This window comes from Ensifer sp. Root1252 (assembly GCF_001425885.1).
GTDB classification, from domain to species: domain Bacteria; phylum Pseudomonadota; class Alphaproteobacteria; order Rhizobiales; family Rhizobiaceae; genus Ensifer; species Ensifer canadensis.
Genome location: NZ_LMDT01000005.1, coordinates 101,700 through 128,051 on the forward strand (window position 1 = coordinate 101,700; position 26,352 = coordinate 128,051).

Sequence of the window (26,352 nt, forward strand, 5' to 3'; positions counted from 1 at the left end):
TTTAGGCGCTTCCGCCGGCGATCAATGCATCACGTGCGGCGCGAAACGCGTCTTGCAGCGCCGTGTAACCATCAAGTCCTTCAAGAGCGTAGCTATTGAGGAACTGACGCCCCGCGAACAGCTTGCGATCGACCGGGGTCAGCTCGGCTTCCGCGCAGACCTCTTGCCAGTGTGCGGCGATCCCCGTGATCTGCCGCTCGATCAGCGCGGCGGCTTCCGCCTCTTTCAGGTGATAATCCGGCGCGGCTGCAAGGCACGTTGCTAGAGTGCTGGTGCGGCCCTCGCCCTTGATCAGCATGGCCTGCGTGGCTTCGTTGCCCGTGCGGTTTTGCGGGCAGATGTCGTAGGCGGGCGTCAAGGTCAGCCTCTTGCCGTCCCAGAATGCGGCATGGTTGCGGGCATGGTCGTCGGTGTTGCCGCACAGGACGTTGAAGCAAATCCGTCCGTAGAGCTCCTTGAGCGTGTACTTGGGATCGGTGAAGCGGTGGCGGATCAGCTCGGCTAGGTCCTCGTAGGAGGCATAGCGGGCCATCATCTCATCAAGGCCCAGCATCGTGAGGGCCGAGACCATCGCGTGCCGCGTCCAGCCGGCCTTGGTATGCGTGCGGTCAAAGCGCTCGATCAGCAGCACGTCTTTTTGCGCGGCGCGGGTCATCGACACGGATGCCGCGTTGAGCCCGCAGGCGCTTGCCAGCTTCATCGCGATGAATTCCGCCTTTACGACGCTGTATGTGTCGTTGCTGGCCGAGAATTTGGCGATGAACTTTTTTGTCCCGTCATCGATCAGCGCCTTGGGGCGCGCTCCGCCGATCGAGGTGCCGTAATTGAGGGCCTGATCGAGCGCCGGGGTCAGAGGAACGCCCTTTTCGATGAGGTCAGCCGCTTCAAGGAGCTCGTCGAGCGATGCTTGCGCGGCAAGGCGGGGGATATATTCTGTGGCCGATGCCTGAAAATCGAGAGCGCCAATCCGGTCGGAGCCTGACTGGAGCAAATAGGTCAGCTCGCTGATCTCCGGCACACCGGCAGCGTCGGGCTTTTTGCCCGTCAGCCTGTTGATGATCACCCGACGGCCCCAGGCATCGGGCGAGCCGTCGCGGATACAGCTCGCCATCCGCAGGCCGTTGATGGGCGCGATTACGCCTTCCTGAAGGGGCAGTTCGGGCTCATAGATCGGTATGGCTTGCTTTCGACGCCGGTAGCTGGCGCCGTAGGTAAAGATCAGGCGCTCGCCATCCTGGTCGAGGCGGCCTGCAACCACCGGTTCCTTTGCCCCCAGCAACCACATCCAGACAAAGGCTTCAGTGGCGTCCGCCCTAGAAGTCATCATCGACTTCCTTCATCGTGTGGCGGACGCTCTTGGGCAGCAGGGAAAGTTTTTCATCAAGGCGGGCGTTGTGCATCTGCAGGGTGCGCTCATCATAGTCGAACAGACGCACGCCCACGAGGGAGGCGACCTCGAAGACGATGCCGATCTCAGGGCCGGGCGTGCCCTTTTCGATGCTGGACAGCGTCGTGCGGCTGATGCCGGCGCGGTCGGCCAGTTCTTGCGCCGTTAGGCGGCGCTCGGCTCGGCCGACGCGGATCAGTTTGCCAAGCATGGTGAGCGCTTCGCGCGTCACTCTTGAATAGCTTCTCTTGCGTGGCACGGTAGGCACCTCTTTTGTCCATCTAATTGTACGTGAAGGACGGTTGCGCCCAGAATTTTGTACATCTTGCCATGATGCGTACGGCTGAGTCAAAGGTTGTTCATTTGATTGGTCATAAGGGAAGCAACCCCTTGATGGCGCCGCGACTTACGGATTCGCCAAGCCTCGTAGAAGGTCGTCTGGTCGTAGGACGCATCTTTGGTTTTCGTTTTAACCGTCTTCACGAAGAGGGCACCGCTGCGGCTCTACAAGGTAGTGTCACTTTTCCCCTCGCCTCCCTGGAACAAGCCGAAACCCTTATTGCGGATATCGGGGGAATCGATCGCCGGCGTGCCGAACTGTCCAATGTCCCGGCTTAGCTTCCCGACGGCAGGGCCATTGCTCGGATCATCTCAGCGCCCCTTGAGGCGGCCGGGCCCGATAGCGGAACAACGAGATCCTTGGTTCGTCTCGTTTCAAGACCGCGCTCTCGGTCAGGCCGATTGCTCATAAGCGCGCTCTTAACGCCAAGGCTTATGATCCGTCAGGTTTCTCGCGCTGCTTTCGCGATCAATAGCGCCAAAATATTTGCCGGGTCTGCCCGTCATGTACGGGCAGACCCGAGAGATCGTGTTCAGACGAGGTTTGTCACAACGTTGACGTTGCCATGCGTTGCTTTGGAGTACGGGCAAATGCTGTGCGCGGCGTCGAGCAGTTCGCGAGCGATGACAGGATCGATGCCGGGTACGCTGACATTGAAACGGGCGCTCAGGAAATAGTTGCCGTCATCGACATTGAGATCGATCTCGGCATCGACCGCGATCCCGGCCGCGAGCTTGATCTGCCTCTGGGAGGCGGCAACTTCGATCGCGCCCATGTAGCAGGCCGACCAGGCGGCACCGAAGAGGTTTTCAGCGGCCGGATGCGGCTGCTTCATCTTGACGTCGAGAAAGCCGTCGCTGCTGCGAGCGCCGCCATCGCGGCCGTTGGTGTTGTGCGTCTTGCCAGTGAAGAGAACCTTATGGGTCATAGCGAATTTCCTGTCCTAGGTTTTGATGGATTGATCGTCTGCACCTTGTGCTGATCCAAGAGTTACGCTGCTGGGACAGGAACCGCACGTTAGGCGTTGTTAGACGTCAATAGTCGCGATTAACGACATCGGGAGCGTTGTGAGCGGCAAGATGGGAACCGCACCTCAGGGCAGTGCACCGCGAGCGGTCGCTGGCGTCGTCTTCGATGACCATCAAGGTCACTATCATCATCTAACAACGCCTAACGTGTGCATTCGACGGCCTCGGCGTACCCCTTAAAGCAGCACAGGGGTGCAGACGATCCGATTTACCGAGGAGAATGCTAATGACCGTAATCAAGATTGACGTTATCGACGAAGACCGCCGCCGCCTGCTGGGTGCCGTCGCATCCGGGATCGCCGTCCTGGGCACTGCGAGTTTGCTTCCCTCATATGCCAAGGCGGCGACGGGATCTGACACCATCCGCCCGTTTCAGGTGAACATTCCGCAAGCGGATCTGGACGACCTTCGCGCCCGCCTCGCCCGCACGCGGCTACCGGAAAAAGAGACCGTCGGCGACTTTACCCAAGGCGTACCGCTGAAGACGACCAAGCAGTTGCTGGATCACTGGCAGAACAAATATGACTGGCGAAAGGTCGAGGCCCGGATTAACGCCGTACCCAACTTCATTACGGAGATCGACGGGCTGGACATCCATTTCATTCATGTCCGCAGCAGGCACGAAAACGCACTGCCGCTGATCGTGACGCACGGTTGGCCGGGTTCGATCATCGAGCAGTTGAAGATCATCGGCCCACTGACCGACCCGACTGCCCACGGCGGAAGCGCTTCGGATGCATTCCATATCGTCATCCCGTCGATGCCGGGCTACGGATTCTCTGGCAAGCCTGAAGCGACGGGATGGGGACCGGAACGCATTGCCAGCGCCTGGACTACCCTGATGCGCCGTCTGGGCTACACCCAGTTTGTCGCACAGGGCGGCGATTGGGGTGCTGTCGTAACCGACATGATCGGCGTGCAGGCTCCTCCGGAACTGCTCGGCATCCATACCAACATGCCGGGCGCAATACCCGATGCCATCAACGGTGCAGCATTTTCCGGAGCCCCGACCCCAGCAGGTCTCTCGGATGAAGAAAAGCATTCGTATGATCAACTTGTCTTTTTCTACAAGCATGTTTCCTACGCATTCCTGATGGGAACGCGGCCGCAGACCCTCACCGGATTGACGGACTCCCCGATCGCACTTGCGACCTACATGCTCGATCACGACGGGGCGAGCCTGGAAATGATCGCCCGCTCTTTCGACGGGCAGGATGAAGGCCTCAGCCCCGACGATGTCCTCGACAATGTGACGCTGTTCTGGCTGACAAACACGGGCGTATCGGCCGCGCGCCTTTACTGGGAGAACAAGCTCGCATTCTTCGCCGCGAAGGGGGTCAAGGTGCCGGTCGCGGTCAGCGTCTTTCCGGACGAACTCTACCAGACGCCGCGCACCTGGGCTGAACAGGCGTACCCAAATCTCGTGCACTACAACAAGCTTCCAAAGGGCGGACACTTCGCAGCCTGGGAGCAGCCGAAGCTTTTTACCGACGAGGTGCGCGCCGGCTTCCGCAGCCTTCGCAAATCCGGCTGAACATAGGCTGAAGCCTCGGCGCGTGCACTGTACGCGCCGAGTTTTCCAACGGGCGCTTGCCGCCCAAGGAACAAATCCATGAACAAGATTTACACCGCCACGACCGAAACGACCGGGGGGCGCAACAACGGCGTCGTCCGCAGCACGGACGGCGTGCTCGATATCAGGCTCTCGGATCCCGCTTCGACCCAGATCGGCACCAATCCCGAACAGCTCATGGCAGCGGCATGGTCCGCGAGCTTCGCAAGCTCCGTGGCACAGGTCGCTCGGAAGACCGGAATGCCCCTCTCCGCCAATGTCAGAATCCATGCCGAAGTGGATCTGTCCTCGGACGACGACGACGAATTTGTCATTGGTGTTCGAATGGTCATTCAGCTTCCGGGAATGGAAGGTGACATCGCCGCCATGTTGATAGACGAAGCCCGCCGCGTCTGCCCGTTTTCGAGGGCCACACGAGGCAATATTCAGGTCGACTTCAATATCGTGTGAAGCGGCAATTGTCTCAGTAGACGATCATCCTCGATAGCGCGTCCTGGCCCATTGGAGTATAAGCGGCCAATCGGGCGGCTGGGGCGAGCGACATGAACAGTTTCGGCGACGCCAATGCCGACGACCTGACTTTCGGTCCCTTCCGCTTGAGCATCGGCCAGCGCCTGCTTGCGAAAGACGGTGTTGCAGTCGACCTGGGCGCCCGTGCGCTCGACTTGCTGATAGCCCTGACCCTTGCGCCCAATGTCGTCGTTGCCAAGAAAGATCTGATGTCGTGCGTCTGGCCGGATGTGATCGTCGACGAAGGCAGCCTTCGTTTTCACATGACCGGATTGAGGAAAGCGCTGGGCGACGGACAGGACGGCGCGCGCTATATCACCACGGTTGCCGGAAGGGGCTATTGTTTCGTAGCACCGATCTCGCGATCCAGCCGCCTGCGACCAGCGTCCACCACTCCCGATTTCCGTCATGCCCTGTTGCCAGGCCGACTTGATCGAATGATCGGACGAGAGCAGGACGTTCTGCGCCTCGCGGAAAGGGTGATGACGTCGCGAATGGTCACCATCGTAGGCGTCGGCGGCGTCGGGAAGACCACGGTCGCCACTGCAGTCGCGCATCATCTCTCACCGACCTTCAACGGAGCTGTCCTGTTCGCCGATTACGGCATGTTGAGCGATCCGGGTCTGGTCGCGGCGGGGATCGCCTCGATGCTCGGCCTGCCCGTTGGATCCGAAGATGTCCGCCCCAGCCTGATCGCCTATCTCCGCGACAAGCAGATCCTGCTGATCCTCGATACCTGTGAGCACCTGATAGATGCCATTGCGGATCTCGCGGCAGCGATTGTCGACGCCGCTCCGCAGGTGTTTCTCCTCGCAACGAGCCGTGAAGCACTGAGAATCGAAGCTGAAAGCGTTTACCGCCTCGACACCCTCGCCTGCCCTCCAGATGATCCGGAACTTCCCACCGAGACAGTTCTCTCCTTTCCGGCCACGCGGCTGTTCATCGAACGCGCTGCGGCAAGCGGGGCGTCTCTTGAGCTCAGCGACCAGGACGTTCGCGTCGTAGCAAGCATCTGCCGGAAGCTCGACGGCATGGCGCTCGCACTGGAACTCGCCGCGCGCCGCGTCGAGAGCTATGGTCTCACCCAGACCGCCACGCTTCTCGATCGGCATTTGACACTCGGATGGACGGGATCTCGAACAGCACCGCCGCGACAAAAAACGCTGCAGGCAACGCTCGACTGGAGCTTCGGGCTCCTCACGGAGGTGGAACGCCTCGTACTTCGGCGACTGGCAGTCTTTGTCGGTGACTTCACACTTGATGCCGCACTGGAAGTGATTTCCACCTCCGAGATGCATCCGCCGTCCGTCTTCGAAGCGATCGACAATCTCGTTGCCAAATCATTGCTCGCAACCCATCCCCTCGGCGCGACGATGCGTTACCGCCTATTGGACACGACACGGGCCTATGCCCTGCAATCCCAGACCCAAGAGGATCAAGCCGGATTAGGTGCGCGCCACGCGATCTATTATCAACGTTGGCTCGAGCAATTCGGCCCGGATTGGCCGACGTTGTCGACAGGGCCTGAGCGGCTGCCGTATTTCGTAAGCATCAACAATGTACGCACGGCACTGGAGTGGTGCTTCGGGGAACACGGCGACATCAACGTTGGCGTTAGGCTTGCGGCCGCGGCCGCATCGGTCTTCCAGATCATGTCGCTGTTTCCCGAGTGCCAGCGATGGTCGGAACGTGCCCTTCTCGCGCTGGATGACAAGTCGAAAGGCAGCGTCGAGGAGATGCACCTGCAAGCGGGTCTTGGAATTTCCCGAATGTACCTTCAAGGCGGCCGCGAAACCTCACAAGCCGCCCTCGTTCGCAGCCTGCAAATCGCGGAAGAGCGAGGCAGTGCGCTCGATCAATTGCGTATCTTGGGCCCGTTAAGCATGTTGAGCCTGCGCATCGGCGATTTTAATGCCGCCCTTCACTACGCGCGCCGTTGCTCTGCAATCGCCATGACGGTGGACGATCCTGCCACGGTTGAACTGGGTCGCTTTTTTCTCGGAAACTCGCTGCATTTCACGGGCGATTTGGCCAACGCCAGGATTGAGCTCGAGGCGGCAGCGAGAAGCCAACCGCGGTCGCAAAGAACCGCTGCCAGCTATGTTGGCTTCGAAGGAAAACACCTCGCAGGCGGGATTCTGGCTCGAAACCTCTGGCTCCAAGGCTATCCGGAGCAGGCTGAGCTTCGGGCGCGCGAGGCGATCAGCGATGCAGCCAAGCTGGATCATTCCCTGACCCTGTGCATCGCGCTTCTGGGCGGCATTGCTGTCTTCCTGTGGCGCGACGACCTACCCAGTGCCGAAGAGCATATTGAATGGTTGATCTCGCGGGCAGGACTGCATTTCCTCTCACCGTACGTGTCCGTAGCTCAAGGTTTCCAGGGCGAAGTAGCCGTCCGCCGTGGAGACGTGAAAGCCGGGATCGAGACGATTCGTCGATGCATCGAGAAGCTTCATCTGGCGACCTACGAGGTGTTCACAACCATGCTAGAGATCGCACTCGTCAAGGGATTGGTGGCGATCGGTGAGTTCGACGAAGGCTTGACCAGGATCAACCGAACTATCGAGTCTGTCGAGAAAAATGGAGACCTGTGTTACCTGCCCGAACTGCTGCGCGTTAAGGCGAGATTGTTGTCATCGACGCATTCTTCAGATGAAGATGTTGAGGCGTGCCTGACGTTGGCGATCGGAAAAAGTGCAACCATGGGCGCCCGTGCCTGGGAGCTGCGGGCCGCAACCGATCTCGCTGCTCTCTGGCTTGATGATGGCCGGCTGCGTGAGGCGCGAATATTGTTGCAGCCAATTTTCGAGCGGATTGATGAAGATTCGGATACGACGGATGTCAAGGCGGCGAGAGTATTATTGCAGAGGCTATTATAGGTCACAGCGCAGGCAAGGTTGTTGTCGGCACTGAGGTGGCCAACGCACCGGTTTCGCGTTTGCGTTCCATCGGATTGTTCACATAACGCGGAGCGATTTTGATGCGTTGTGCTCGCGTCTGGCGCTCTTGACCATTGAATATCGATGAAACCACAGCAGCGAAATTTTATCGTCGAAGTGAAGTCGGGCCGTCGGCGTTCGGCAGTCCGACCAGCCTCCATTTGGGGTGATACCGATCTGAAGGCGCTGGTGAGGCCGAGAGCGAAGCGCCGCATCTCTTCGCAGCTGTCGGTCAAACCGTCTGCGCCGCGGCAGAGCGCCGAAGGCTGCGATCAAATCGGGGGCACAGTCAGTGGAACTCTACCAGTCGCCGGACCTGCAGCCGTGGCAGAAGAGGCTGTTGTCCTGCCGGCTCACTCCGAAGAGGCTTCGGGCTCGCTCGTAAACGCGATACTTCCGATTAAGGCGCTGCAGGTTCCGAAGCGTCCTCGTCCAACGCGTTTCGTGCGCAGCCCACGAAGCAAGAAGGTGGCGACTGCCGTTCCAGTCGCGGTGGACGAGCTCGCTGCGCTCGAGGAAGAAAACCGCAGACTGAAAGGGCTTCTGGCTCGGCGGGTTCGACAGGAGAATGCTCTGCTTCGAAAGATGCTTGAGCGGTTTGGCGCAAACTAAGACACGCGCGCCTTCGCGCTTCATCTTCAGGAAGTGCGGTATCGCCCTTGATCGGCAATTGGCTCGGCGGCTCTCGGTTGGCCAACAACAGGTGGCGGACGCTTCTTGATGGGGGTCTGTTCGCTAGTGCCTCGACAGTCGCATAATGTATCGACGGGTACTTGGGCGTGGCCTTGACCGTGACCGAGCCATAGAAGCCGGGCTGAAAGCCAACGCTCAAGAATCTCAAACTCCGAAACTCGCAGAATGACTGCAACGGAACTATATTGCAGTCAATGAAGGCGATTGCGAGGGTCTGACTATGGCTATCCTGACAGTACGAAATGTACCTGATGAAGTGCACCGGGCTTTACGCGTCCGAGCGGCGCTTCACGGCCGTAGCACAGAGGCGGAAGTCCGCGAGATTCTGGAACGTGCGGTAAAGCCCGAACAGCGTGTTCGCATCGGCGATGCCTTGGCCGAGTTGAGCGGGCGGCTTGGATTGACCAATGATGATTTCGAAGTGTTCGACCAGATGCGAGAGAAAGCGCCGGCGGAGCCAATGAGGTTTGAATGATCGTCCTGGACACGAATGTCGTCTCGGAGGCGATGAAGCCGGCCCCGGATTTGGCTATACGCAATTGGTTGAATGACCAGGTAGCCGAAACCTTGTATCTGTCCAGTGTAACGCTGGCGGAGCTACTGTTTGGCATCGCTGCGCTACCGGAGGGCCGGCGCAAAAAGGCGTTGGCCGACACGCTTGATGGCCTGCTCGAACTGTTCGACGATCGCGTGTTGTCATTCGACACTGCGGCCGCTCGGCACTATGCGGACCTTGCGGCAACCGCTCGAGCAGGGGGGAAGGATTCCCGACACCTAATGGATATATTGCGGCTATTGCAGCCTCCAAGGGATTTACAATCGCGACACGCGATACGAGTCCCTTTGAGGCGGCAGGAGTCCCCGTCGTCAATCCTTGGAACCACCTATAGACTCGGCAAGGGGCGGGTCTCGGGTTCAACTGGGTTCAAGGCGAAGCATCGAAACTCACCTCGGAGAGCGCAATGGGTGGTGAGAAGTCGCCCATGGCCAGCACACGGGACCGCCGAAATGCGGACGAAACTGTCATTCGAGCGAGGTGTTACCGTGCTGAAAGGAAGGCCGAAAGATTTGAAGCGCATCTGCCACGAGGTCGGCGTTCCCACCCGCTATTTCACCATTCGTAAGTTGGCACCCATCCTCTAATCCAACTCGCGTAGACCAGCGCCGTTGATGCGCGCGGTTGACGAAGTGCCAAACGGTCGCGTCGAACCCGTGTAGAAGGACTGGTCGTAGGATATTCGCGCGCTCAAGAACTTGCGCTATCCCATCCGCGATCGCGTCAGCCTTTCCAAGGTCCTGTTCTTCGATCTCGATGAGGATGCGGAAAGCTCGATGGCAATCCGGAAGCGTAACAAATCGCTCGGCATCCGCGACCGTGGCCAATCCCGCTTCGACGCCGACACCCATGCGGCGGAGCAACGCGATAAGCGCTGGAGCATCCCGCTCGGAGATATTGACGGAGGCGTAGTCGGGCAGCTGCCGCCAAGCAGAGATGCAGTCTCGCGTCTGCTTCTCGTCGCGTTCTATCCACGCGCCCGTTGACACCCCGACAAGACTTCCCGGACAAGCGCGCCGCACGGCGTATATCGCCTCATCGACCGCCAGGAGGCTCTCACGTCCGTCCGGGCCGCAGGGGTGTATGTGAAGTTCGGCAGCCCCCGCGGAGACGCACGCCGCACCGTCGAGGGCAATGGCATCCGCCGTGAGCGGTAGCCGCGGGTGATAGTCGCCAGGACGTGCACCGTTAAGGCAGGCTTGGACGATCATGTTGGTCTCCAGCATTTGTGGGGCCATGTTAGCTGTAGAGAGAAGGTCTGCAATGGGCTCATTCGAGCCGCTCATTGCGCCCCTCGCTGGCGACCGCTTGCGGTCGAAGAGGAGCCGTTCGTCACGAGCCCCGTGCACGGCTTGTTGCGAGGATCTTCACGTTCTGGGCCAAAAACATCGCACAATGTATCGACTGAAACCGCATCTTTCCGCACGCGGAAGGGCGCTGATGAAGGAAATCCTCACTCTTGTCCAACTGCAGCAAGAGGGTGAGGTCCACATCGCCACCGTCGGCGGCTTCGATCTCGTCTATGATGGCGAAAAATTCGGGCGTGGTGACAATTACCACTACCAGACGCTGCTTCAAAGGGGTGCTGATGTGAGATCGAGTTGTCGGCGACCGTCACGTCGCTCGGTGTCATCTCGCGCCGCGAGCACGCACTCGACGGTTTCGGCCAAGAGCAGGAACGTTATCGCCAGAGGCTGGCGGAAATACCAGCGGCGGCTTTCCTCTTACCAGTCGCGGCAGAGTCTTCGCTTTTGCCGACGACCTGGCAGAGAAGCGTCAGAAATTGCGCGAGATCGAAGAGGCACTCGCGGAATCGGCACGGGAGGACGCTGGGCGGAGAAGATCGCCGCTTGGCTCGGTGGTTCGTGCGTGAGATCGTTTCTGATCGACCGACCGAAACTAATCACCGAACAGGATGGCGCCATAGTCGGTGGCGCCATGCAGGACATGGACGATGACCACCTTCGCGGTTTCGACGCGGTAGAAGATCAGGTAATTGCCATGAACGCGCCGGCGGATACCATGGTGCTCGTAGCGCGGGACGAGGGCGAAGCCGTTCGGCCTATCGACGAGATCCTCACACTTGCTCCGCAGCTCCCGGACGAATGAAAGGGCGCGTCGGGGATCGTCCGCAGCGATATAATCGGCGATTTGCTCAAGATCGCTTTCCGCCTCGTTGGAAAACTCAAGGATCATTCCGATTTTTCGGCCTGATCAGCCATCGCACTGTATTTGGCCTCGAGTCGCACGAAAACGTCGCTCGCCGGCTTCGTTCGGCCCGCGTCGGCATCGGCAATGCCGCGCGTCACGGAGGCATCCAGCGCGGCAAGCCGGGTCTCGCGGTCCTGGACCAGTCGCACACCTTCCCGCAGGACTTCGCTTTTCGAGCCATAACGACCTGTGTCGACGAGTTGCTGGATATAGCTTTCGAGCTGCTTTCCCAGATCGGCACTTATCATGCTGTACTCCATTGAATGTGATGGAAGTCAAGATAGGCCGTTTATCAACTATTATCAATCCTCTTGGCGATCACCCGCATTCGCAATGCTGAGGTCCGGGAGTTGCGGATCATATAGATACGATCGTCGTTGTCGGCCTTGTCGACGCGTACACGCGGTACGCCATCGTTCGACGGTCAGCGGGTGAGAGGAGTAGAAGCTCTGATCGATGGTGAGCGACGCCAGTTCATGGCGCATTGCCAAACGGTGCTGTCACTGGGGCGATCAACACGCCAAAGGTTTTGATGCAGTCCGGTATCGGCCCAGAAGACAAGCTGCAATCTCACGGGATCCCCGTCGTGCAACACTTGCCGGGCGTTGTGCGCAATCATAGGATCATCTCGCCTTCGGCCTAGCAGCGCCTGTCAGCCGCGCGAGATCATCTCGACGACCAAACCTCCGAGGCGGCCGAAAGGGTTTGCAAGATCCAGAACGACGCTCATATGGTTGAGACACGGCGCCGACATTAGTTTCACGGCACGGTCATCGATGCTCAGCTTCTTGCTCAGCGCCAGTGCCTGCTCACGAAACGGGGACGTCTCCTCCGCGCCAAATGCGATTATCCGCCGGGGCGAAGGCAACTGGTTTGCCGTCAGAGGGGACCATGCGGCGGCCTCCGCCGGGGTCATCCTAGCTTCATCGCGCAGGAAACTATCGGGAATTTCAGACAGATCGTATATGCCGCTCACCAGCAACATCTCCTGCAGAACGGGCAGGTCAGGGCGTTCCGTTTCTCCCGGGGCTATCGCGGCTAGAAAGGAAGCAAGATGCGCGCCCGCCGAGTGGCCGCTAACGGTCATTTTGTGAGGGTCTGCGCCAAAGTCAATTGCATGTTTCTGAAGCCAGAGCACCGACCGCCGCACCTGATTCACCAAGACATGCAAGCGTTGACCGGGCATCAGGTCATATTCGACGATAGCGGCGATACCCCCGGCTTCAAGGACGGGAGCGGCGACCAAGCGATAGTTTTCCTTCTCACCGGATCGCCAGTAGCCGCCATGAACGAAGACATGCAGTGGAGCGCCAGCCTTGACGTTGTCGGGCAGGATGACGTCCAGGACCTCCCTGTCACGCGCGCCATACCGGATATCGGCCATCAGTTTGGACCTGGCTGAGAGCTGCCGGCTGCGTTCTGTAAATTCGGCAGCGATAGTGTCGAAATCGGGTACGAAATCGCGAATTCGGTAGAGATCTTGTGACGTCATCGGGTTCCTCCAGTCTCAGTAGTCTACTGCGTAGTACTTTGCCTCCATAAACTCCAGAATGCCGGTGACGCCGCCCTCACGGCCAAGACCACTCTGTTTGACGCCGCCAAAGGGTGCGGCCGGATCGGACATCAGTCCCCTGTTGATCCCGAGCATGCCTGTCTCAAGCCGCTTGCCGACCTTCATCGCCCGTTTCAGATCCTGGGTGTAGACGTAGGCGGCAAGGCCGTATTCGGTGTTGTTCGCCAGTTGAACAGCTTCGTCTTCGGTAACGAATTTATAGACCGGCGCGACCGGACCAAAGATCTCCTCACGCGCGATCGCGGCGTCTGCAGGCACGTTTTCGAGAACGGTTGGCGGATAGAAATAACCGTTTTCCGAAAGCGGCTTGCCGCCGGTCGTCGCGCGTGCGCCGGACGCAATGGCGTCCGTGACCAGCCTGTCGATCTTGCGCACGGCATTGGTGGTGATCATCGGGCCGCACTGGGTTGCGGGATCGTAGCCCGGACCGATCGTCAGCCCGGCCATGCGCGCCGTGAGACGGCCGACGAAGGCATCGTGGATGCCGGCCTGGACATAGAAACGGTTGGCGGCGGTGCAGGCCTCGCCAGCGTTGCGCATCTTTGCGATCATCGCGCCGTCCAGAGCAGCCTCCAGGTCTGCGTCGTCGAAGACGATGAAGGGTGCATTGCCGCCGAGTTCCATCGAGCAACTGACCACGGATTTCGAAGCTTCGGCAAGTAGCGTCCGGCCGACGCCGGTCGAGCCGGTAAAGGACAGTTTGCGCACGCGGGGGTCCGCCAGCATGGCGTTGGTCACCGCGCCCGGATTGCTTGTCGTCAGAACGTTCACGACACCCGCCGGCACGCCGGCCTCTTCGCCAAGGCGTGCCATGGCATAGGCCGTCAGCGGCGTTTCAGAGGCCGGTTTCAGAATGACCGTGCAGCCTGCCGCAAGAGCCGGACCGATCTTTCGGGTCGCCATGGCGGCCGGGAAGTTCCAGGGCGTGATCAGGACTGCGATGCCGATCGGTTCGTGATCGACGATGATATGATGCGAACCTGACGGCGTATGGCGATATTCGCCAGGAATACGCGTCGCTTCTTCCGCATACCAGCGAAAGAATTCGGCGGCGTAAGCGACTTCACCGCGCGCGTCAGGCAGCGCCTTGCCGTTTTCCAGTGCGATGAGCGTGGCAAACTCTTCGGCGTGTTGCGTCATGAGCTGGAACCAGCGCCGGAGGATTTCCGAGCGTTGGCGGGCTGGCGTGGCGCGCCATGCGGCGGCAGCAGCATGCGCCGCATCAACGGCTTGCATCGCATCTTCAACAGAAGCATCCGCGACTTCTGCCAGTTTTTCGCCTGTGGATGGGTCCATGACGGCTATTCCGCCGCCCTTTCTCCATGTGCCGCCGATGTAAAGGCCTTCCGCATGAAGAGCAGGATTGGCATATCCGTCGATCTTGGCATGAAACGTCATGATGAAAATCCTTTTCAGTTCAGGCGCGACCGGTCGCCATGATAGGCGGCGGCGATGAGGTTCTGCATGTCGTCGAGGTTCAGGGGCCGCGGATTGTTCTGGACGAGGCGGGCAATGCCGATACTTTGCTCGGCAACCCAGCCGATCCGGCTCTCTTCAAGCCCAAGTTCACGGAGCGTCGAGGGAATCCCTATGTGCGCGAAAAGGGAAATGAGGGCGGGAACGACATCGTCCGGCCCTTTAAGACCCGCCGCCTGGGCTATGGTCCCAAGCTCGTCCTGGATGACCGGCGCGTTCCATGTCATGACGTAAGGCATGAGGCAGGCAACCCCGAGGCCGTGCGCGGTATGGGTGAGCGCGCCGACGGGATACTGTATGGCATGGGCCGCTGCGGTTCCGGCCACACCGAAGGCAAGTCCTGCCAGCGTGGCGCCGAGCATGACCTTTTCGCGCGCGGCTCGATCCGTGCCGTCCTTGCAGGCAGCCTCCAAACCCTGCCAGAGCAAGGAGATGGCACGCAGCGCAAAATGGTCGGACATTTCGTTCTTGCCGACAAAGACACGCTGTTGCGCGATGCCGGGCACGGGCTCTCGGCGAATTGCGGTGAAGGCTTCCAGCGCATGGGTCAAAGCGTCCGACCCCGCAATTGCCGTCAGGGAGGGTGGGCAGGTGAGGGTGAGGTCCGGATCGCATATGGAAACGGTCGGAATGAGGTGAGGGCTGGAAATGCCGACCTTCAGGCTCCGCTCGGCGTCGGAAAGCACGGCGACGGGCGTGACTTCGGAGCCCGTTCCAGCGGTGGTCGGAATTGCTATGAGAGGCATCACGGGGCCCGGAACGGTATGTTCCCCGTAATAATCCTGCGGTCGCCCGCCATGGGTCAGGAGCAGAGCCACGCATTTGGCCATGTCTAGGCACGAGCCGCCACCGACGCCGATAACGAAGTCCGGAGCGAAGTTGCGGGCGCCCTCTGCGCTTTTTGCCGCGGAGTCGACCGGTACATCCGGCAGAGTGGAACTGTCGATCATGACCGCGATGCCGGCATCTTCGAGCTGCCGGACGAGCGCGAGAAAATCGGCATCCGCGGAAAGGCGCATATCGGTGACGATCAGCGCGCGCCGGCCCAGCCGGGCGGCAATATTCCCGAGAGCATGCCGTTGTCCCGAGCCGAAGAGCAGTTCGCGCGGCGCCCTCAGTGTGCCGAAAAGGTTCATTTCCACATCTCCTCCGATGGTTCAGGCGGCCTTGAGCGCCAAAAGACTTTCTAAAAGTTGTTGCGGCAGCTCTATCCCTGCGTTCTCCGCCGCGATGCGGCGCCTGCGTGCGCCATCGCCCGGTACCGCAACCGGTTTTTCGGGGTCGGATGCCGGGGATCGGCGCAGGTGGTCGAGATAGGCTGCAAGCGAGCGGGCGTTCCCGTGTCCGGATGCCGCATCGATGAGAATGAGAAGGTCACCCTTGTTGGCTGCATGAATATCGTCGAGCGTCCCGTGCACATCGGGCGCGAGATCGGAGCCGGCAAGCGCGGCAACGAGAAGTTCGATCGCAAGACCAAGGCCGTACCCTTTGGCGCCGCCGAACGGGGCGATTGCCCCCGACTTGGCCGCGTGTGGATCCGTGGTCGGGAAACCTTGCGCATCCACCGCCCAGTCTGATGGAATAGGCGCACCGCGCATCGCATGGTTGTTGATTTTCCCCATCGAGACGATGCTTGTCGCAAGGTCCAGCACAAAGGGGCGATCGCTGGAGGGAATGCCTATGGCGACGGGATTGGTGCCCAACAAGGCCTGGGTTCCGCCGAAGGGATGAACCAGGGCCTCACTGGTCGACATGACGATGCCGATCAGGTCGCTCCTTGCTGCAGCCTCTGCGTAATAGGCCAGCATACCCATATGGTTGGCGTCGCGGATCGCAGCGATGGCGATCCCCGTCTCGCTCAAGACCGGCCGGATCGTATCCATTGCACGCATCATGACGACCGGTCCAAGGCCGCGCTCGCCGTCGATGCTGAGAAAAGACCGTCTGCGCCATGTCCCCGTTCCATATGTGCGCCCGTCGGCGAGCCCCTTTTCCAACCGGGAGAGAAGCAGCGGCAATCGCTGCAGGCCATGCGACGGCAAACCTCGCAATTCGGCTTCCAGCAGGAGATCGGCCTGGAGGTGAGCATTGGCAGGCGATGCTCCTCTTGCTTCCAGAAGAGCGATCGCCAGTCGTCGAAGCCGTTCAAGTGAAATCCTCATCTTAAATCCTATATCGGATCATATACGATATTGTATTTGACATACGATATCTTATTTGCAACAAATGTCGGCGTGTCAAGAAGCAAGCCGGAGATTGAAGGTGGCATTTGCAGCGGAACGAGAAATCAAAGGGACGAGCCTGCGTCCGAGCAGCGTGGTCGAGGGGGTCTATGACAACATCTATCACCGCCTCATGTCCCTGGAGATCACGCCCGGCGCCCGCATTCCGATAGACGTTCTTGCGCGGGAAATCGGTGTATCACAGACGCCGATCCGTGAGGCTCTCAGTCGTCTGGAGCGCGAAGGCCTTGTGCGTAAGGAGCATCTTGTCGGCTATAGCGCAGCACCTCAATGGACGAAAAAGCAATTCCAGGATCTCTATGCTTTCCGACTTCTGGTCGAGCCGGAGGGTGCCAGGCTTGCGGCAATCAATATGACTCCTGAGGCTTTGCAGCAGCTTGAAAATTCTGCGGCAGACATGGGCAATGGCGGTACGCCCGTCGATCGCAACACGCGATATTCACGCTTTGCTCGGGCGGATGCGCATTTTCACGATGCAATCCTCAAGATCGCCGGAAACGATGTGATCCGGAACACGCTTTCGAACCAGCATGTGCATCTCCATATCTTCCGGCTGATGTTCCATACGCGCGTGACGCAGGAGGCGCTCGAGGAGCACGAGAACCTGCTCATCGCTTTACGATCAGGAGATCCGCAGGCTGCTTTCGATGCCATGCGCATCCATATCGAGCGCTCGCGTGATCGGCTGCTGTCGGCCTTCGAATGAACGCGGTCCTTTCCCCTCAACCCCTGGCCCCGCCGGAAAGTTCGGCGGCCGCGGTTCTCCGGGCCGATTGTCTGGGTAAGGCCTACGGCCCAATTACCGTCCTGTCGGATGTCACGGTCGATGTCCGTGCGGGAGAGGTTCATGCCATCATCGGTGAAAACGGCGCCGGCAAATCGACGCTGATGAAGTTGCTGTCCGGATACGTCGCGCCGACGGACGGTCGGTTGCTAATGGATGGCGAGCCGACGGAATTTCGAAACGCGGTGGAAGCGGAAGACGCCGGCATCGTGCTGGTGCATCAGGAAATCCTGCTTGCCCCGGACCTTACGGTTGCGGAAAACCTATTTCTGGGTCGGGAAATCGGCCGCGGCCTGATGGTGGATGACCGGGCCATGAACCGGCGTACCGCGGAACTTCTCGCGCGGGTCGGCTCGACGGCGCGCCCGCGTGATCGAGTAGGAAATCTGCCGCTTGCCCAGCGCCAGCTGGTGCAGATCGCGCGTGCGCTTCTCTACGATCGAAAGGTCGTCATCTTTGACGAGCCGACGGCGGTTCTGGCGAATGACGAAGTTGCGGCACTTCTCGATATCGTCAGGATGCTGCGCGATCACGGCGTGGCAGTCCTTTATATTTCCCATCGTCTTGATGAGGTGCAGACGCTTGCCGACCGCATAACCGTCCTGCGTGACGGTCGTATGATCGGCACCTGGCCTGCCGCCGGTCTCAGCCAGCGTGAAATGGCCGAGCTCATGGTCGGTCGCGAACTGGAGATGCTTTATCCCCATAAACGCCCGCCCGCAGAAGCAGCGCCTATCCTTTCGGTAATGGATCTGGCGGTCGATCATGGTGCCGAGAGTGCCAGCTTCAGCGTCCGGCCGGGTGAGGTGCTCGGTATCGGCGGCATGATCGGCGCGGGGCGGACCGAACTGATCGAAGGGTTGATGGGTCTTCGCCCCTCGCATGCCCGCAGCGTCGTGCTCAACGGCAAGGACATCAAACACCGATCGGTGCGCACGATGATGGAGGCCGGTCTCGTCTATCTGACAGAGGACCGAAAGGGGAAGGGCCTGCTTCTGGAGGAGAAGCTTGGCCCAAACCTGACGCTTCAGGCTCTTGATACGGTCAATCCAGGTGGCGTGCTCGATAAGCGGGAGGAGCGCTCCCGGCTGGAGAAAGTGGTCGCCGATTACGATATCCGTGTCCGTTCCCTTCGGCTTGACGCCGGAAAGCTTTCCGGCGGCAACCAGCAGAAACTGCTGCTTGCCAAGGTCATGCTGGCGGAACCTTCGGTGGTGATCATCGATGAGCCGACGCGCGGCATCGATATCGGCAACAAGAGCCAGATCTACGACTTCATCGACGCCATGGTGCGAGCGGGCAAGGCCTGCATCGTCATCTCGTCGGAAATGCCGGAACTGGTGGGGCTCGCCGATCGCGTCCTCGTGATGCGGGGAGGCAGGATCGCCGCCGAACTGAACGGCGCTGAAATCAATGAGAAAAACATCGTCTACGCCGCCACGGTCGGCGGGCGCGACGACGTCGGGGAGGACGAAAATGACCACAGCAACCGCAACAATCATACCCTCTGACGAAGGAGGCCGCATCCGCTGGGCGGACTTTGCGCCCTTCATCGCGCTTGCGGTGATCGTGTTGCTGGGCGCGTTGGTAAACTCCAACTTTGTCGCCTCCGCAAACCTGATCAACGTCGTGACCCGTAGCGCCTTCATTGCGATCATCGCTGTCGGAGCGACCTTCGTCATCGCGTCCGGCGGCCTCGATCTTTCGGTCGGCTCGATGATGGCCTTCGTCACCGGCATCATGATCATGGTGATGAACTATCTGGCCCCTTCATTCGGTGCCTGGGCCATTCCGATGGGAGCAGCGCTTGCTCTCGTGGTCGGGGCTCTGTGCGGTCTGTTCAACGGGCTCATCGTCACGATCGGGAAAATCGAACCCTTCATCGTCACGCTCGGCACGATGGGCATTTTCCGGGCTTTCATCACCTTCATGACCGATGGCGGGTCCCTGCCGATCGACCGGGCCCTGCGGGAGGCATACCGACCGGTCTATTTCGGCAGCCTTTTCGGCATACCCTATCCCGTCCAGATAACCTTCGTCGTGGTCATGCTGGGTGCGTTCCTGCTGTACAAGACCAAGTTCGGCCGCCGGCTGACCTCTGCGGGATCCAATGTCGAAGTCGCCCGCTTCTCTGGCGTCAACGTCGCCGCTGTGCGGACCCTCGCCTACGTCATTCAGGGCATCTGCGTCGCCGTTGCGGCCATCTGTTATGTGCCGCGCCTTGGCGCGGCGACGCCGACGACCGGTCAGCTCTGGGAATTGCAGGTCATTACTGCCGTCGTCATTGGCGGAACCCTTCTGCGTGGCGGACGCGGGCGCATTGGTGGCACCGTCGCCGGCGCACTCATTCTCGAGGTCATCGCCAACGTCATGGTCCTTTCGGACATGGTCTCTGAATACCTCGTTGCCGCCGTCCAGGGCGCGATCATCATTATCGCCATGCTGGCGCACCGCTTTACCGCCAACCGCTGAAAACCGCACTGACTTCAAAGGAGGAGAAAATGAAGTCGATGATCCAGAAAGCCGGTCTTTTGTTATCGACCGCAGCATTGGCCCTCGTTCTGCCACTCGGCAGCGCGCAGGCCGAAGACAAGGTGACGATCGCCGTCTCCATTCCGGCAGCCACGCATGGATGGACCGGAGGCGTCGTTTATCACGCCGAGCAGGCGGAAAAGGAGCTGGAGGCTGCGTTTCCGAACATTGACGTCGTTCTGTCCACGGCATCCTCGGCAACCGCACAGGTGTCTGCGCTCGAAGATTTGGCTGCGAGCCGCAAACTCGACGCCCTCGTGATCCTGCCGTTTACCTCTGAGGAACTGACGGGGCCTGTCGAACAGATCAAGCAGAACGGCACTTTCATTTCCGTGGTCGATCGCGGCCTGACCGATCCGAGCGTTCAGGATCTTTATGTCGCCGGCGACAATATCGCCGTCGGCGCCAACACGGCGCATTGGCTCGTGGACAAGCTTGGAGGCGAGGGCCAGGTCGTCGTGCTTCGCGGCATTCCCACGGTCATCGATGACGAACGCATCAAGGGTTTCTCCGATGTCGTCGCCAAGTCGAACATCAAGATCCTCGATATCCAGTATGCCAACTGGAACCAGGACGAAGCCTTCAAGCTGATGCAGGATTATCTCGCCAAATATCCCAAGATCGACGCCGTCTGGGCCAACGACGATGACATGCTGCTCGGCGTGCTCGAAGCAGTCGATAATGCCGGTCGCAAGGACATCAAATACGCGCTCGGCGGCAACGGAATGAAGCAGGTTATCGAGATGGTGAAGGAGAAGAACGAGCGCACGCCGATCTCGACGCCTTATCCGCCGTCGATGATCAAGTCTGCGATGTACATGACGGCCGCGCAGTTCACCGGGCAGGCTCCGGTGCGCGGGTCGTTCCTGCTCGGTGCGCCGCTGATCACGCCGGAAAATGCCGACCAGTTCTACTTCCCGGATTCCCCCTTCTGATACGTAACGGCGCCCGGCCACTCCGGGCGCCGATCATTCAATTCCAACAGGAGATACATTATGAGCGGCAAGAAAATCCTCATGCTGACCGGCGAGTTCACCGAGGAATATGAGATCTTTGTATTCCAGCAGGGGATGGAAGCTGTGGGCCATACGGTCCACGTCATATGTCCCGACAAGAAGGCCGGCGATCGCATCAAGACATCGCTGCATGATTTCGAGGGCGATCAGACCTACACGGAAAAACTCGGCCATTATGCCGACATCAACATGACATTCTCCGAAGTGCGCGTCGAGGAATATGATGCCGTCTACGCGGCGGGTGGCCGCGGACCGGAATACATCCGCACGGACAAGCGCATCCAGGACATGGTCCGCCATTTCCATGAGACCGGCAAGCCGATCTTCACGATCTGCCATGGCGTGCAGATCCTGATGGCAGTGCCAGGTGTCTTGAAGGGCCGCAAGGTCGCGGGCCTCGGTGCCTGCGAGCCGGAAGTTACGGCCGTTGGCGGCACCTATATCGACGTCAAGCCCACGGAGGCTTATGTCGACGGCAACATGGTGTCGGCCAAGGGCTGGACGGGGCTTGCCGCTTTCATGCGAGAGTGCCTCAACGTGCTCGGAACAAAAATCACGCATACCTGAAACGGGAAAGCGTGAACCGCCCGCCCCGTCTTCTTCGGGGCGGGCTGGTGTTCCAAAGGCGTTATCTTGATCACCTCGGGGCAGCGATCGTTTATTTGCGTTCAATGATTATGCCGGGGTGGCACCTTAGCGATCTGGCGGAACGTGTCCGCATGTCTGATGGTGGCGCCGTCGGCCAATTGCGTCACTGTCTGGCGGTAAAGCATCTGCCAGGGGGTGGCGTCGGTCGGAACGTGCGGGATGCCATCGCTATGCCTCCGCTTGATTTCCGCGTCATCGACCAGCATGTCGCATCGGCCCGCATTGAAATCGATCCGAATGACATCGCCGGTCCGGACGTAGGCAAGCCCGCCGCCCGCCGCACTTTCCGGCGAGGCATTGAGGATCGACGGGCTTTCCGCAGTTCCTGATTGCCGGCCATCGCCGATCGTCGGGAGGCTCATGATGCCGCGCTTCAGCAGGTGGTCGGGCGGCTGCATGTTGACGACTTCGGCCGAGCCGGGCCAGCCGAGCGGGCCAGCGCCTCGGATCACCAGGATCGAACGCTCATCGATCGCGAGCGACGGATCGTTGATCCGTCTGTGATAATCCTCCGATCCATCGAACACCACTGCCGTGCCCTCGAACACGCCCTCATGGCCGGGATCGCTCAGGTAACGCCGGCGAAAATCCTCCGATACGACGCTCATCTTCATGATGGCAAAGTCGAACAGGTTACCCTTCAGCACCAGGAAGCCGGCGCGTTCGCGAAGCGGGTCCGCATAAGGCCTGATCACCTCACGGTCATCGGACTGACGCCCTTCCAGGTTCCCCGCCATCGTCCTGCCGGTGACTGTCGGACACTCCCCGTCCAGCTTACCCGCCTGAAGCAGTTCCCACATGATCGCAGGCACGCCACCGGCGCGATGGAACCGCTCGCCGAGATAGGCGCCCGCCGGCTGAACGTTGGCGAGCAGGGGGATATCGAAGCCGTGAACCTGCCAGTCGTCGGGGCTGAGGTCGACGCCGGCATGCTTGGCCATCGCCATCAGATGCGGTTGGGCATTGGTCGATCCGCCGATCGCGGAATTCACCCTGATTGCGTTGAGGAAGGCGGCGCGGGTCAGAATATCCGACGGACGAATGTCCTGCAGTACCAGTTCGACCGCGCGGCGGCCGGTGCGATAGGCCATCTGGCCGCGTTCGCGATAGGCGGCCGGAATGGCCGCGCAACCGGTCAGCGACATGCCGAGCGCCTCGGCCATGGCGTTCATGGTAGATGCGGTGCCCATCGTGTTGCAGTGGCCGATAGACGGCGCCGAACTCAGCGCCGCCTCGAGAAACTGTTCGCGGTCAATTTCGCCGGCGGCGTACTTGCGGCGCGAGCGCCAGATCACTGTGCCGGAGCCGACCAGGTCCCCATCATGGTGGCCGTCCAGCATCGGGCCACCGGAGAAAACGATCGCTGGAATATCGACGGTCGAGGCTGCCATGAGCGCCGATGGCGTGGTCTTGTCGCAGCCGGTCGTCAGGACGACCCCGTCGAGCGGATAGCCGTAGAGGATTTCGACCAGCCCGAGATAGGCGAGGTTGCGATCGAGTGCCGCGGTCGGGCGCTTGCAGTTTTCAAACAGCGGGTGGGTTGGAAACTCGATGGGAATGCCGCCGGCGTCGCGAATGCCGTCTCGCAGCCGTTTGGCGAGGTCGAGGTGGTGGCGGTTGCAAGGGTTCAGGTCGCTGCCCGACTGGGCGATACCGATGATCGGCTTGCCGCTGCGCAGTTCCTCCGGTGTCGTGCCATAGTTCATGAACCGCTCGAGGTAGAGCGCGGTCAGGTCGAGATGATCCGGGTTGTCGAACCAGTCCTGCGAACGCAGCCTGCGAATTTCCTTCTGGTCTTTGCTCACCGGACCTTCTCCCCCTCGTGGCCGTTGATCTTTTCGAGATGCAGCAGCAGGCCGCTATGATCGGTCTCTCCGTGCCCATCGGCAACGAAAGCGCGGAACGCGTCACGTATCATGGAGGTCAACGGCAGGTCGAGCCCGTACACGTCCGACATTGCCGCGACGGCATCGAGATCCTTCAGTTGCAACCGCGACGACCCTCCCGGCTGGAAGGCTCGATCCACCATCCGCTTGCCGTGAAGCTCCAGGATGCGGCTTTCGGCAAACCCGCCCCGGATCGCATCACGGAATTTGCCGCGATCCGCACCACCGGCCTTAACCAGCATCATCGCCTCCGCAACGGCGCCGATGGTGATGGCGACGATCTGCTGATTGGCGAGCTTGCAGATCTGGCCGGCGCCAGAGGGGCCGACATGGGTGACGCGGCCGAGGGGCGAGAATATGTCGTGCAGCCGCTCGATGACGGCGCCGTCGCCTCCGGCCATGATCGCAAGCGTGCCCGCTTCAGCACCGACCGTGCCCCCGGAAACCGGGGCATCGACGTGATGCACCTGCCGCCTGGCCAGCATTTCGGCATGCGCGCGCGCGACTGGCGGCGCGATTGACGACGTGTCGATCACAACGGCGCCGGCCTTGAGCACCTCCGCCACGCCCTGGTCGATCAGGACATTGCCGACCGCGTTGCCGTCGCTCAGCATGGTGAAGACGACATCGGCATCGCGCGCGGCATCGGCGGCTGTGGTCGCGACGACGGCGCCTTGCGCAGCCAAAGCCTCCGCCTTGGAGCGATCGCGGTTCCAGACCGTGACGGCATATCCAGCGCTCAAGAGGCGGCGCACCATCGGTGCGCCCATGAGGCCGGTTCCGAGAAAGGCGATGCGTCGCCCCTTTTGTCCCGTTCCGGTTGTCATTGCAGACTGCCTCCAAGTTCGTCTTCGATATGAACCCTGATGATGTCGTCGAAGGATTTTTCGGCGGTAAAACCGAGCGCAGTTGCCCGCTTCGCCTCAAATCCCGGCGCCCAGCCGGCGCACATGCGCATGATCATCTCATCAGGCTCCCGCCGGATCAGCGCCACTGCCTTTTCGCCGGCGACGCGGCGCAGCGCCTCGATCTGCTCCCCGACAGTCGCGCTGAGCCCGGGCATGGACAGGTTGCGCCAGGGGCCTAACTTCTCGACGTCGATCGTCGCGCCGTGGCTGAGAAAGCCGACGGCGGAGCGGGGCGATGCATGCCAGTGGCGCACTTCTTCCGGCACGGGCAGAACGGCTTCCTGCCCGATGAGGGGCTCGCGCAGGATGTTCGAAAAGAAGCCGGAAGCCGCCTTGTTAGGCTTTCCGGGACGAATGCAGATGGTCGGCAGGCGAATTCCGATGCCTTCGAAGAAGCCGCGTCTGGAATAGTCCGAAAGCAACAGCTCGCAGATCGCTTTCTGCGTGCCGTAGCTGGTCAGCGGTGTGGTGTGGAATTCGTCAGGGATTGGACAGGGCAGGGGCGCGCCGAACACGGCAATCGAGGAGGTGAACACGACGCGGGGCTTGTAGCCATCCTCGCCATTGGCAATGCGGATCGCGTCGAACAGCAAACGCGTGCCGTCGAGGTTGATGCGATACCCCTTGTCGAAGTCGAGTTCGGCTTCTCCCGACACGATGGCGGCGAGATGAAAGATGACGTCAGGGCGTCCGGCGACGAGCCGCGCCGCTTCGCCCGGAGCCGAGAGGTCTGCCGTTTCCAACGTCACCTTGCCGGCGAAGCCCAGTGGCGGCTCTGGCGTGACGACATCGACGAGTGTCATGCTTTCGATCGGCCGGTTGTCCAGCGTGCCGTCTTTGGCCAGGCTCTGTGCGAGCTTGCGCCCGACCATGCCGGCGGCGCCGATAATGAAAATGTGCACCTGTTCTTCCTCCCTTTTTCTGCACGCCGATCCGAGGTAACACGACGGCATCGTATAAATTCTGTTGTAAGGTTGTCTGATAACCTTATATCATTCGTTAGAAAGCAGAATGTTTAATTGCGGCGCCGGATTGATCGACAGGTTTTTCGGTGCCTGACCTATCACGGCTCGATCAGTGCCGAGCACGGTATTGGACGTCTGAAGAAGCAGACTATGAGAGATGTGTATCGCTCCGGTCCGGCGGGGATTGGTTGCGGCATTGAAAATGGCTGTCGATCCGCTAGGCGCGATGAATCCGGGTTGCCATGGATTTCGAGCGGCATTCATAGGCAGCAATTTTTTGAGGCGAAAAGGCATGTCACTGGATTTTGGACAGATCAGGCGCAATGAGCATCTTCCGGCGCGAATTGCCGCCCAGATTGCGCGCGAGATCACGGACGGCCGTATTCCGCCGGGAAGCAAGCTTCCGACCGAACACTTTCTCGCCAGCAGTTTCGGCGTCAGCCGCTCGGTGGTGCGCGAGGCGATTGCCCAGTTGCGCAACGAGGGTCTCGTTGAGACCAGACAGGGCGTCGGCGCCTTCGCAACCGGGATCAAGGCGCGCCAGTCGATCCGCATCGAGCAGGATGATCTTTATGATCGCGCGAGCTTCCGGGATCTGTTTCAGTTGCGCATGCCGCTGGAAATCGAAGCCGCTGGCCTTGCGGCAACTCATCATGTCGATAGCGATCTGGCGAAGCTCGACGAGGCCCTGGCAAGCATGATGGGGGCGGACAAATGGACGGATCAAGGGATCGTTGCTGACCTGATCTTTCATCGTGTCATCGCGGCTTCGACCGGCAATGAATATTTCGCTTTGTTCGTCGGCTTCATAGCGGAGCGTATCAGTCTTGCCATCAACGCTGCGCGGGCCGCGGCGGTTCTTGAGGAGATTGTGGAACTGACGATTGCCGAGCATGTGGCGATCCGCGACGCGGTTGCCAGCCGCGACCCGAAACGCGCGCGCGAAGCGATGAAGCGGCATCTGCTCGCTGCTGCTAGTCGGCTGGGTCTGACCCTTGAAACGGGCTGAAATCTTCCGGCGCTGGCCGCTTGCCGTTTTTGCGGGGAGTGCCACCTTCCCCAAGGCGCCGTTTGTCCGGGTATG

At 60.4% G+C, this 26,352-nt stretch carries 23 protein-coding genes and 3 pseudogenes; 13 read left to right on the forward strand and 13 right to left on the reverse strand.

The annotated features are described in order from the left end of the window. Position 1: 1 nt before the first annotated feature. From ASD02_RS07525 to ASD02_RS07535, 3 genes are all read right to left on the reverse strand, one after another. Entirely contained in the window at positions 2-1,324 is a 1,323-nt protein-coding gene (locus tag ASD02_RS07525; RefSeq protein WP_057215858.1) for a type II toxin-antitoxin system HipA family toxin, read from the reverse strand. Beyond that, complete coding sequence (locus ASD02_RS07530) at positions 1,314-1,598, reverse strand: helix-turn-helix domain-containing protein (protein ID WP_057211187.1); 285 nt, start codon at positions 1,596-1,598, stop codon at positions 1,314-1,316. Before ASD02_RS07530 ends, ASD02_RS07525 begins: the two co-directional genes overlap by 11 nt. 661 nt (positions 1,599-2,259) lie before the next feature. Next, on the reverse strand, positions 2,260-2,655 hold the full coding sequence (locus ASD02_RS07535; RefSeq protein ID WP_057215861.1) for an Ohr family peroxiredoxin: 396 nt from the start codon (positions 2,653-2,655) through the stop codon (positions 2,260-2,262). Between the two features lie 326 nt (positions 2,656-2,981). Here ASD02_RS07535 and ASD02_RS07540 point away from each other — a divergent pair, with 326 nt between their 5' ends. The 5 genes and pseudogenes from ASD02_RS07540 (at position 2,982) to ASD02_RS07565 (ending at position 9,360) form a co-directional block, all read left to right on the forward strand. Beyond that, positions 2,982-4,289: an epoxide hydrolase family protein gene (locus ASD02_RS07540; protein ID WP_082555479.1), complete on the forward strand. Its 1,308-nt coding sequence runs from the start codon at positions 2,982-2,984 to the stop codon at positions 4,287-4,289. A gap of 78 nt (positions 4,290-4,367) precedes the next feature. After that, positions 4,368-4,778, forward strand: coding sequence for an Ohr family peroxiredoxin (locus tag ASD02_RS07545; RefSeq protein ID WP_057215867.1), 411 nt, complete (start codon positions 4,368-4,370; stop codon positions 4,776-4,778). A 92-nt stretch (positions 4,779-4,870) separates the two neighbouring features. Beyond that, positions 4,871-7,717: a winged helix-turn-helix domain-containing protein gene (locus ASD02_RS07550; protein WP_057220451.1), complete on the forward strand. Its 2,847-nt coding sequence runs from the start codon at positions 4,871-4,873 to the stop codon at positions 7,715-7,717. 973 nt (positions 7,718-8,690) lie between these two features. Continuing rightward, on the forward strand, positions 8,691-8,945 hold the full coding sequence (locus ASD02_RS07560) for a hypothetical protein (protein ID WP_057220453.1): 255 nt from the start codon (positions 8,691-8,693) through the stop codon (positions 8,943-8,945). Further along, positions 8,942-9,360 (forward strand): annotated as a pseudogene (locus ASD02_RS07565) (type II toxin-antitoxin system VapC family toxin). Before ASD02_RS07560 ends, ASD02_RS07565 begins: the two are co-directional and overlap by 4 nt. Before the next feature lie 133 nt (positions 9,361-9,493). Here the strand turns inward: ASD02_RS07565 and ASD02_RS07570 are convergent. Next, positions 9,494-10,237, reverse strand: coding sequence for a 3-keto-5-aminohexanoate cleavage protein (locus ASD02_RS07570; RefSeq protein WP_082555480.1), 744 nt, complete (start codon positions 10,235-10,237; stop codon positions 9,494-9,496). A 217-nt stretch (positions 10,238-10,454) separates the two neighbouring features. Between ASD02_RS07570 and ASD02_RS39595 the strand changes: the two are divergent. After that, positions 10,455-10,899 (forward strand): annotated as a pseudogene (locus tag ASD02_RS39595) (hypothetical protein); the annotation flags it as partial. Between the two features lie 26 nt (positions 10,900-10,925). On the opposite strand, the gene ASD02_RS07580 reads toward ASD02_RS39595, so the two are convergent. Both ASD02_RS07580 and ASD02_RS07585 read right to left on the reverse strand, forming a co-directional pair. Continuing rightward, positions 10,926-11,222 (reverse strand): type II toxin-antitoxin system RelE/ParE family toxin, encoded by a 297-nt coding sequence (locus ASD02_RS07580; protein WP_057220456.1) that lies wholly within the window; start codon positions 11,220-11,222, stop codon positions 10,926-10,928. Next, positions 11,219-11,485, reverse strand: a complete 267-nt coding sequence (locus ASD02_RS07585; RefSeq protein WP_057220457.1) for a type II toxin-antitoxin system ParD family antitoxin — start codon at positions 11,483-11,485, stop codon at positions 11,219-11,221. The genes ASD02_RS07580 and ASD02_RS07585 overlap by 4 nt, the downstream gene beginning before the upstream one ends. Before the next feature lie 168 nt (positions 11,486-11,653). Between ASD02_RS07585 and ASD02_RS36790 the strand changes: the two are divergent. Next, positions 11,654-11,876 (forward strand): annotated as a pseudogene (locus tag ASD02_RS36790) (GMC family oxidoreductase N-terminal domain-containing protein); the annotation flags it as partial. A 13-nt stretch (positions 11,877-11,889) separates the two neighbouring features. Here ASD02_RS36790 and ASD02_RS07590 read toward each other — a convergent pair. The 4 genes from ASD02_RS07590 to ASD02_RS07605 are packed head-to-tail and all read right to left on the reverse strand — an operon-like array spanning position 11,890 to position 16,448. Beyond that, a complete protein-coding gene (locus ASD02_RS07590; RefSeq protein WP_057220458.1) occupies positions 11,890-12,729 on the reverse strand; it encodes an alpha/beta hydrolase in 840 nt (279 codons plus the stop codon). Positions 12,730-12,744: 15 nt separating this feature from the next. Next, positions 12,745-14,208 carry an NAD-dependent succinate-semialdehyde dehydrogenase gene (locus ASD02_RS07595; RefSeq protein ID WP_057220459.1) on the reverse strand — a complete coding sequence of 488 codons (1,464 nt, stop codon included), beginning with the start codon at positions 14,206-14,208 and terminating at the stop codon, positions 12,745-12,747. A 14-nt stretch (positions 14,209-14,222) separates the two neighbouring features. After that, positions 14,223-15,422, reverse strand: a complete 1,200-nt coding sequence (locus ASD02_RS07600) for an iron-containing alcohol dehydrogenase (RefSeq protein WP_057220460.1) — start codon at positions 15,420-15,422, stop codon at positions 14,223-14,225. 21 nt (positions 15,423-15,443) lie between these two features. Next, positions 15,444-16,448, reverse strand: coding sequence for an Ldh family oxidoreductase (locus ASD02_RS07605; protein WP_057220461.1), 1,005 nt, complete (start codon positions 16,446-16,448; stop codon positions 15,444-15,446). A 94-nt stretch (positions 16,449-16,542) separates the two neighbouring features. Between ASD02_RS07605 and ASD02_RS07610 the strand changes: the two genes are divergently transcribed. From ASD02_RS07610 to ASD02_RS07630, 5 genes are read left to right on the forward strand one after another with little or no spacing between them, the layout of a single operon-like run. Further along, positions 16,543-17,235, forward strand: coding sequence for a GntR family transcriptional regulator (locus tag ASD02_RS07610; RefSeq protein WP_057215981.1), 693 nt, complete (start codon positions 16,543-16,545; stop codon positions 17,233-17,235). Further along, the gene (locus ASD02_RS07615; RefSeq protein ID WP_057220462.1) at positions 17,232-18,824 is read left to right on the forward strand and encodes a sugar ABC transporter ATP-binding protein; all 1,593 of its coding nucleotides are present in this window, start codon (positions 17,232-17,234) and stop codon (positions 18,822-18,824) included. The genes ASD02_RS07610 and ASD02_RS07615 overlap by 4 nt, the downstream gene beginning before the upstream one ends. Next, positions 18,790-19,785 carry an ABC transporter permease gene (locus ASD02_RS07620; protein ID WP_057220463.1) on the forward strand — a complete coding sequence of 332 codons (996 nt, stop codon included), beginning with the start codon at positions 18,790-18,792 and terminating at the stop codon, positions 19,783-19,785. The genes ASD02_RS07615 and ASD02_RS07620 overlap by 35 nt, the downstream gene beginning before the upstream one ends. A gap of 29 nt (positions 19,786-19,814) precedes the next feature. Then, the gene (locus ASD02_RS07625; protein ID WP_082555481.1) at positions 19,815-20,780 is read left to right on the forward strand and encodes a substrate-binding domain-containing protein; all 966 of its coding nucleotides are present in this window, start codon (positions 19,815-19,817) and stop codon (positions 20,778-20,780) included. A gap of 60 nt (positions 20,781-20,840) precedes the next feature. Continuing rightward, entirely contained in the window at positions 20,841-21,428 is a 588-nt protein-coding gene (locus tag ASD02_RS07630; protein ID WP_057215991.1) for a DJ-1/PfpI family protein, read from the forward strand. 101 nt (positions 21,429-21,529) lie between these two features. Here ASD02_RS07630 and ASD02_RS07635 read toward each other — a convergent pair whose 3' ends face one another. The 3 genes from ASD02_RS07635 to denD are packed head-to-tail and all read right to left on the reverse strand — an operon-like array spanning position 21,530 to position 25,205. Next, positions 21,530-23,314 (reverse strand): IlvD/Edd family dehydratase, encoded by a 1,785-nt coding sequence (locus ASD02_RS07635; protein ID WP_057220464.1) that lies wholly within the window; start codon positions 23,312-23,314, stop codon positions 21,530-21,532. Further along, on the reverse strand, positions 23,311-24,222 hold the full coding sequence (locus tag ASD02_RS07640) for an NAD(P)-dependent oxidoreductase (protein ID WP_057220465.1): 912 nt from the start codon (positions 24,220-24,222) through the stop codon (positions 23,311-23,313). The genes ASD02_RS07635 and ASD02_RS07640 overlap by 4 nt, the downstream gene beginning before the upstream one ends. Next, the gene (gene denD, locus ASD02_RS07645; RefSeq protein WP_057220466.1) at positions 24,219-25,205 is read right to left on the reverse strand and encodes a D-erythronate dehydrogenase; all 987 of its coding nucleotides are present in this window, start codon (positions 25,203-25,205) and stop codon (positions 24,219-24,221) included. The genes ASD02_RS07640 and denD overlap by 4 nt, the downstream gene beginning before the upstream one ends. A 355-nt stretch (positions 25,206-25,560) precedes the next feature. On the opposite strand from denD, the gene ASD02_RS07650 reads away from it, so the two are divergent. Next, positions 25,561-26,277, forward strand: coding sequence for a FadR/GntR family transcriptional regulator (locus tag ASD02_RS07650; protein WP_057220467.1), 717 nt, complete (start codon positions 25,561-25,563; stop codon positions 26,275-26,277). Positions 26,278-26,352: the final 75 nt, after the last annotated feature.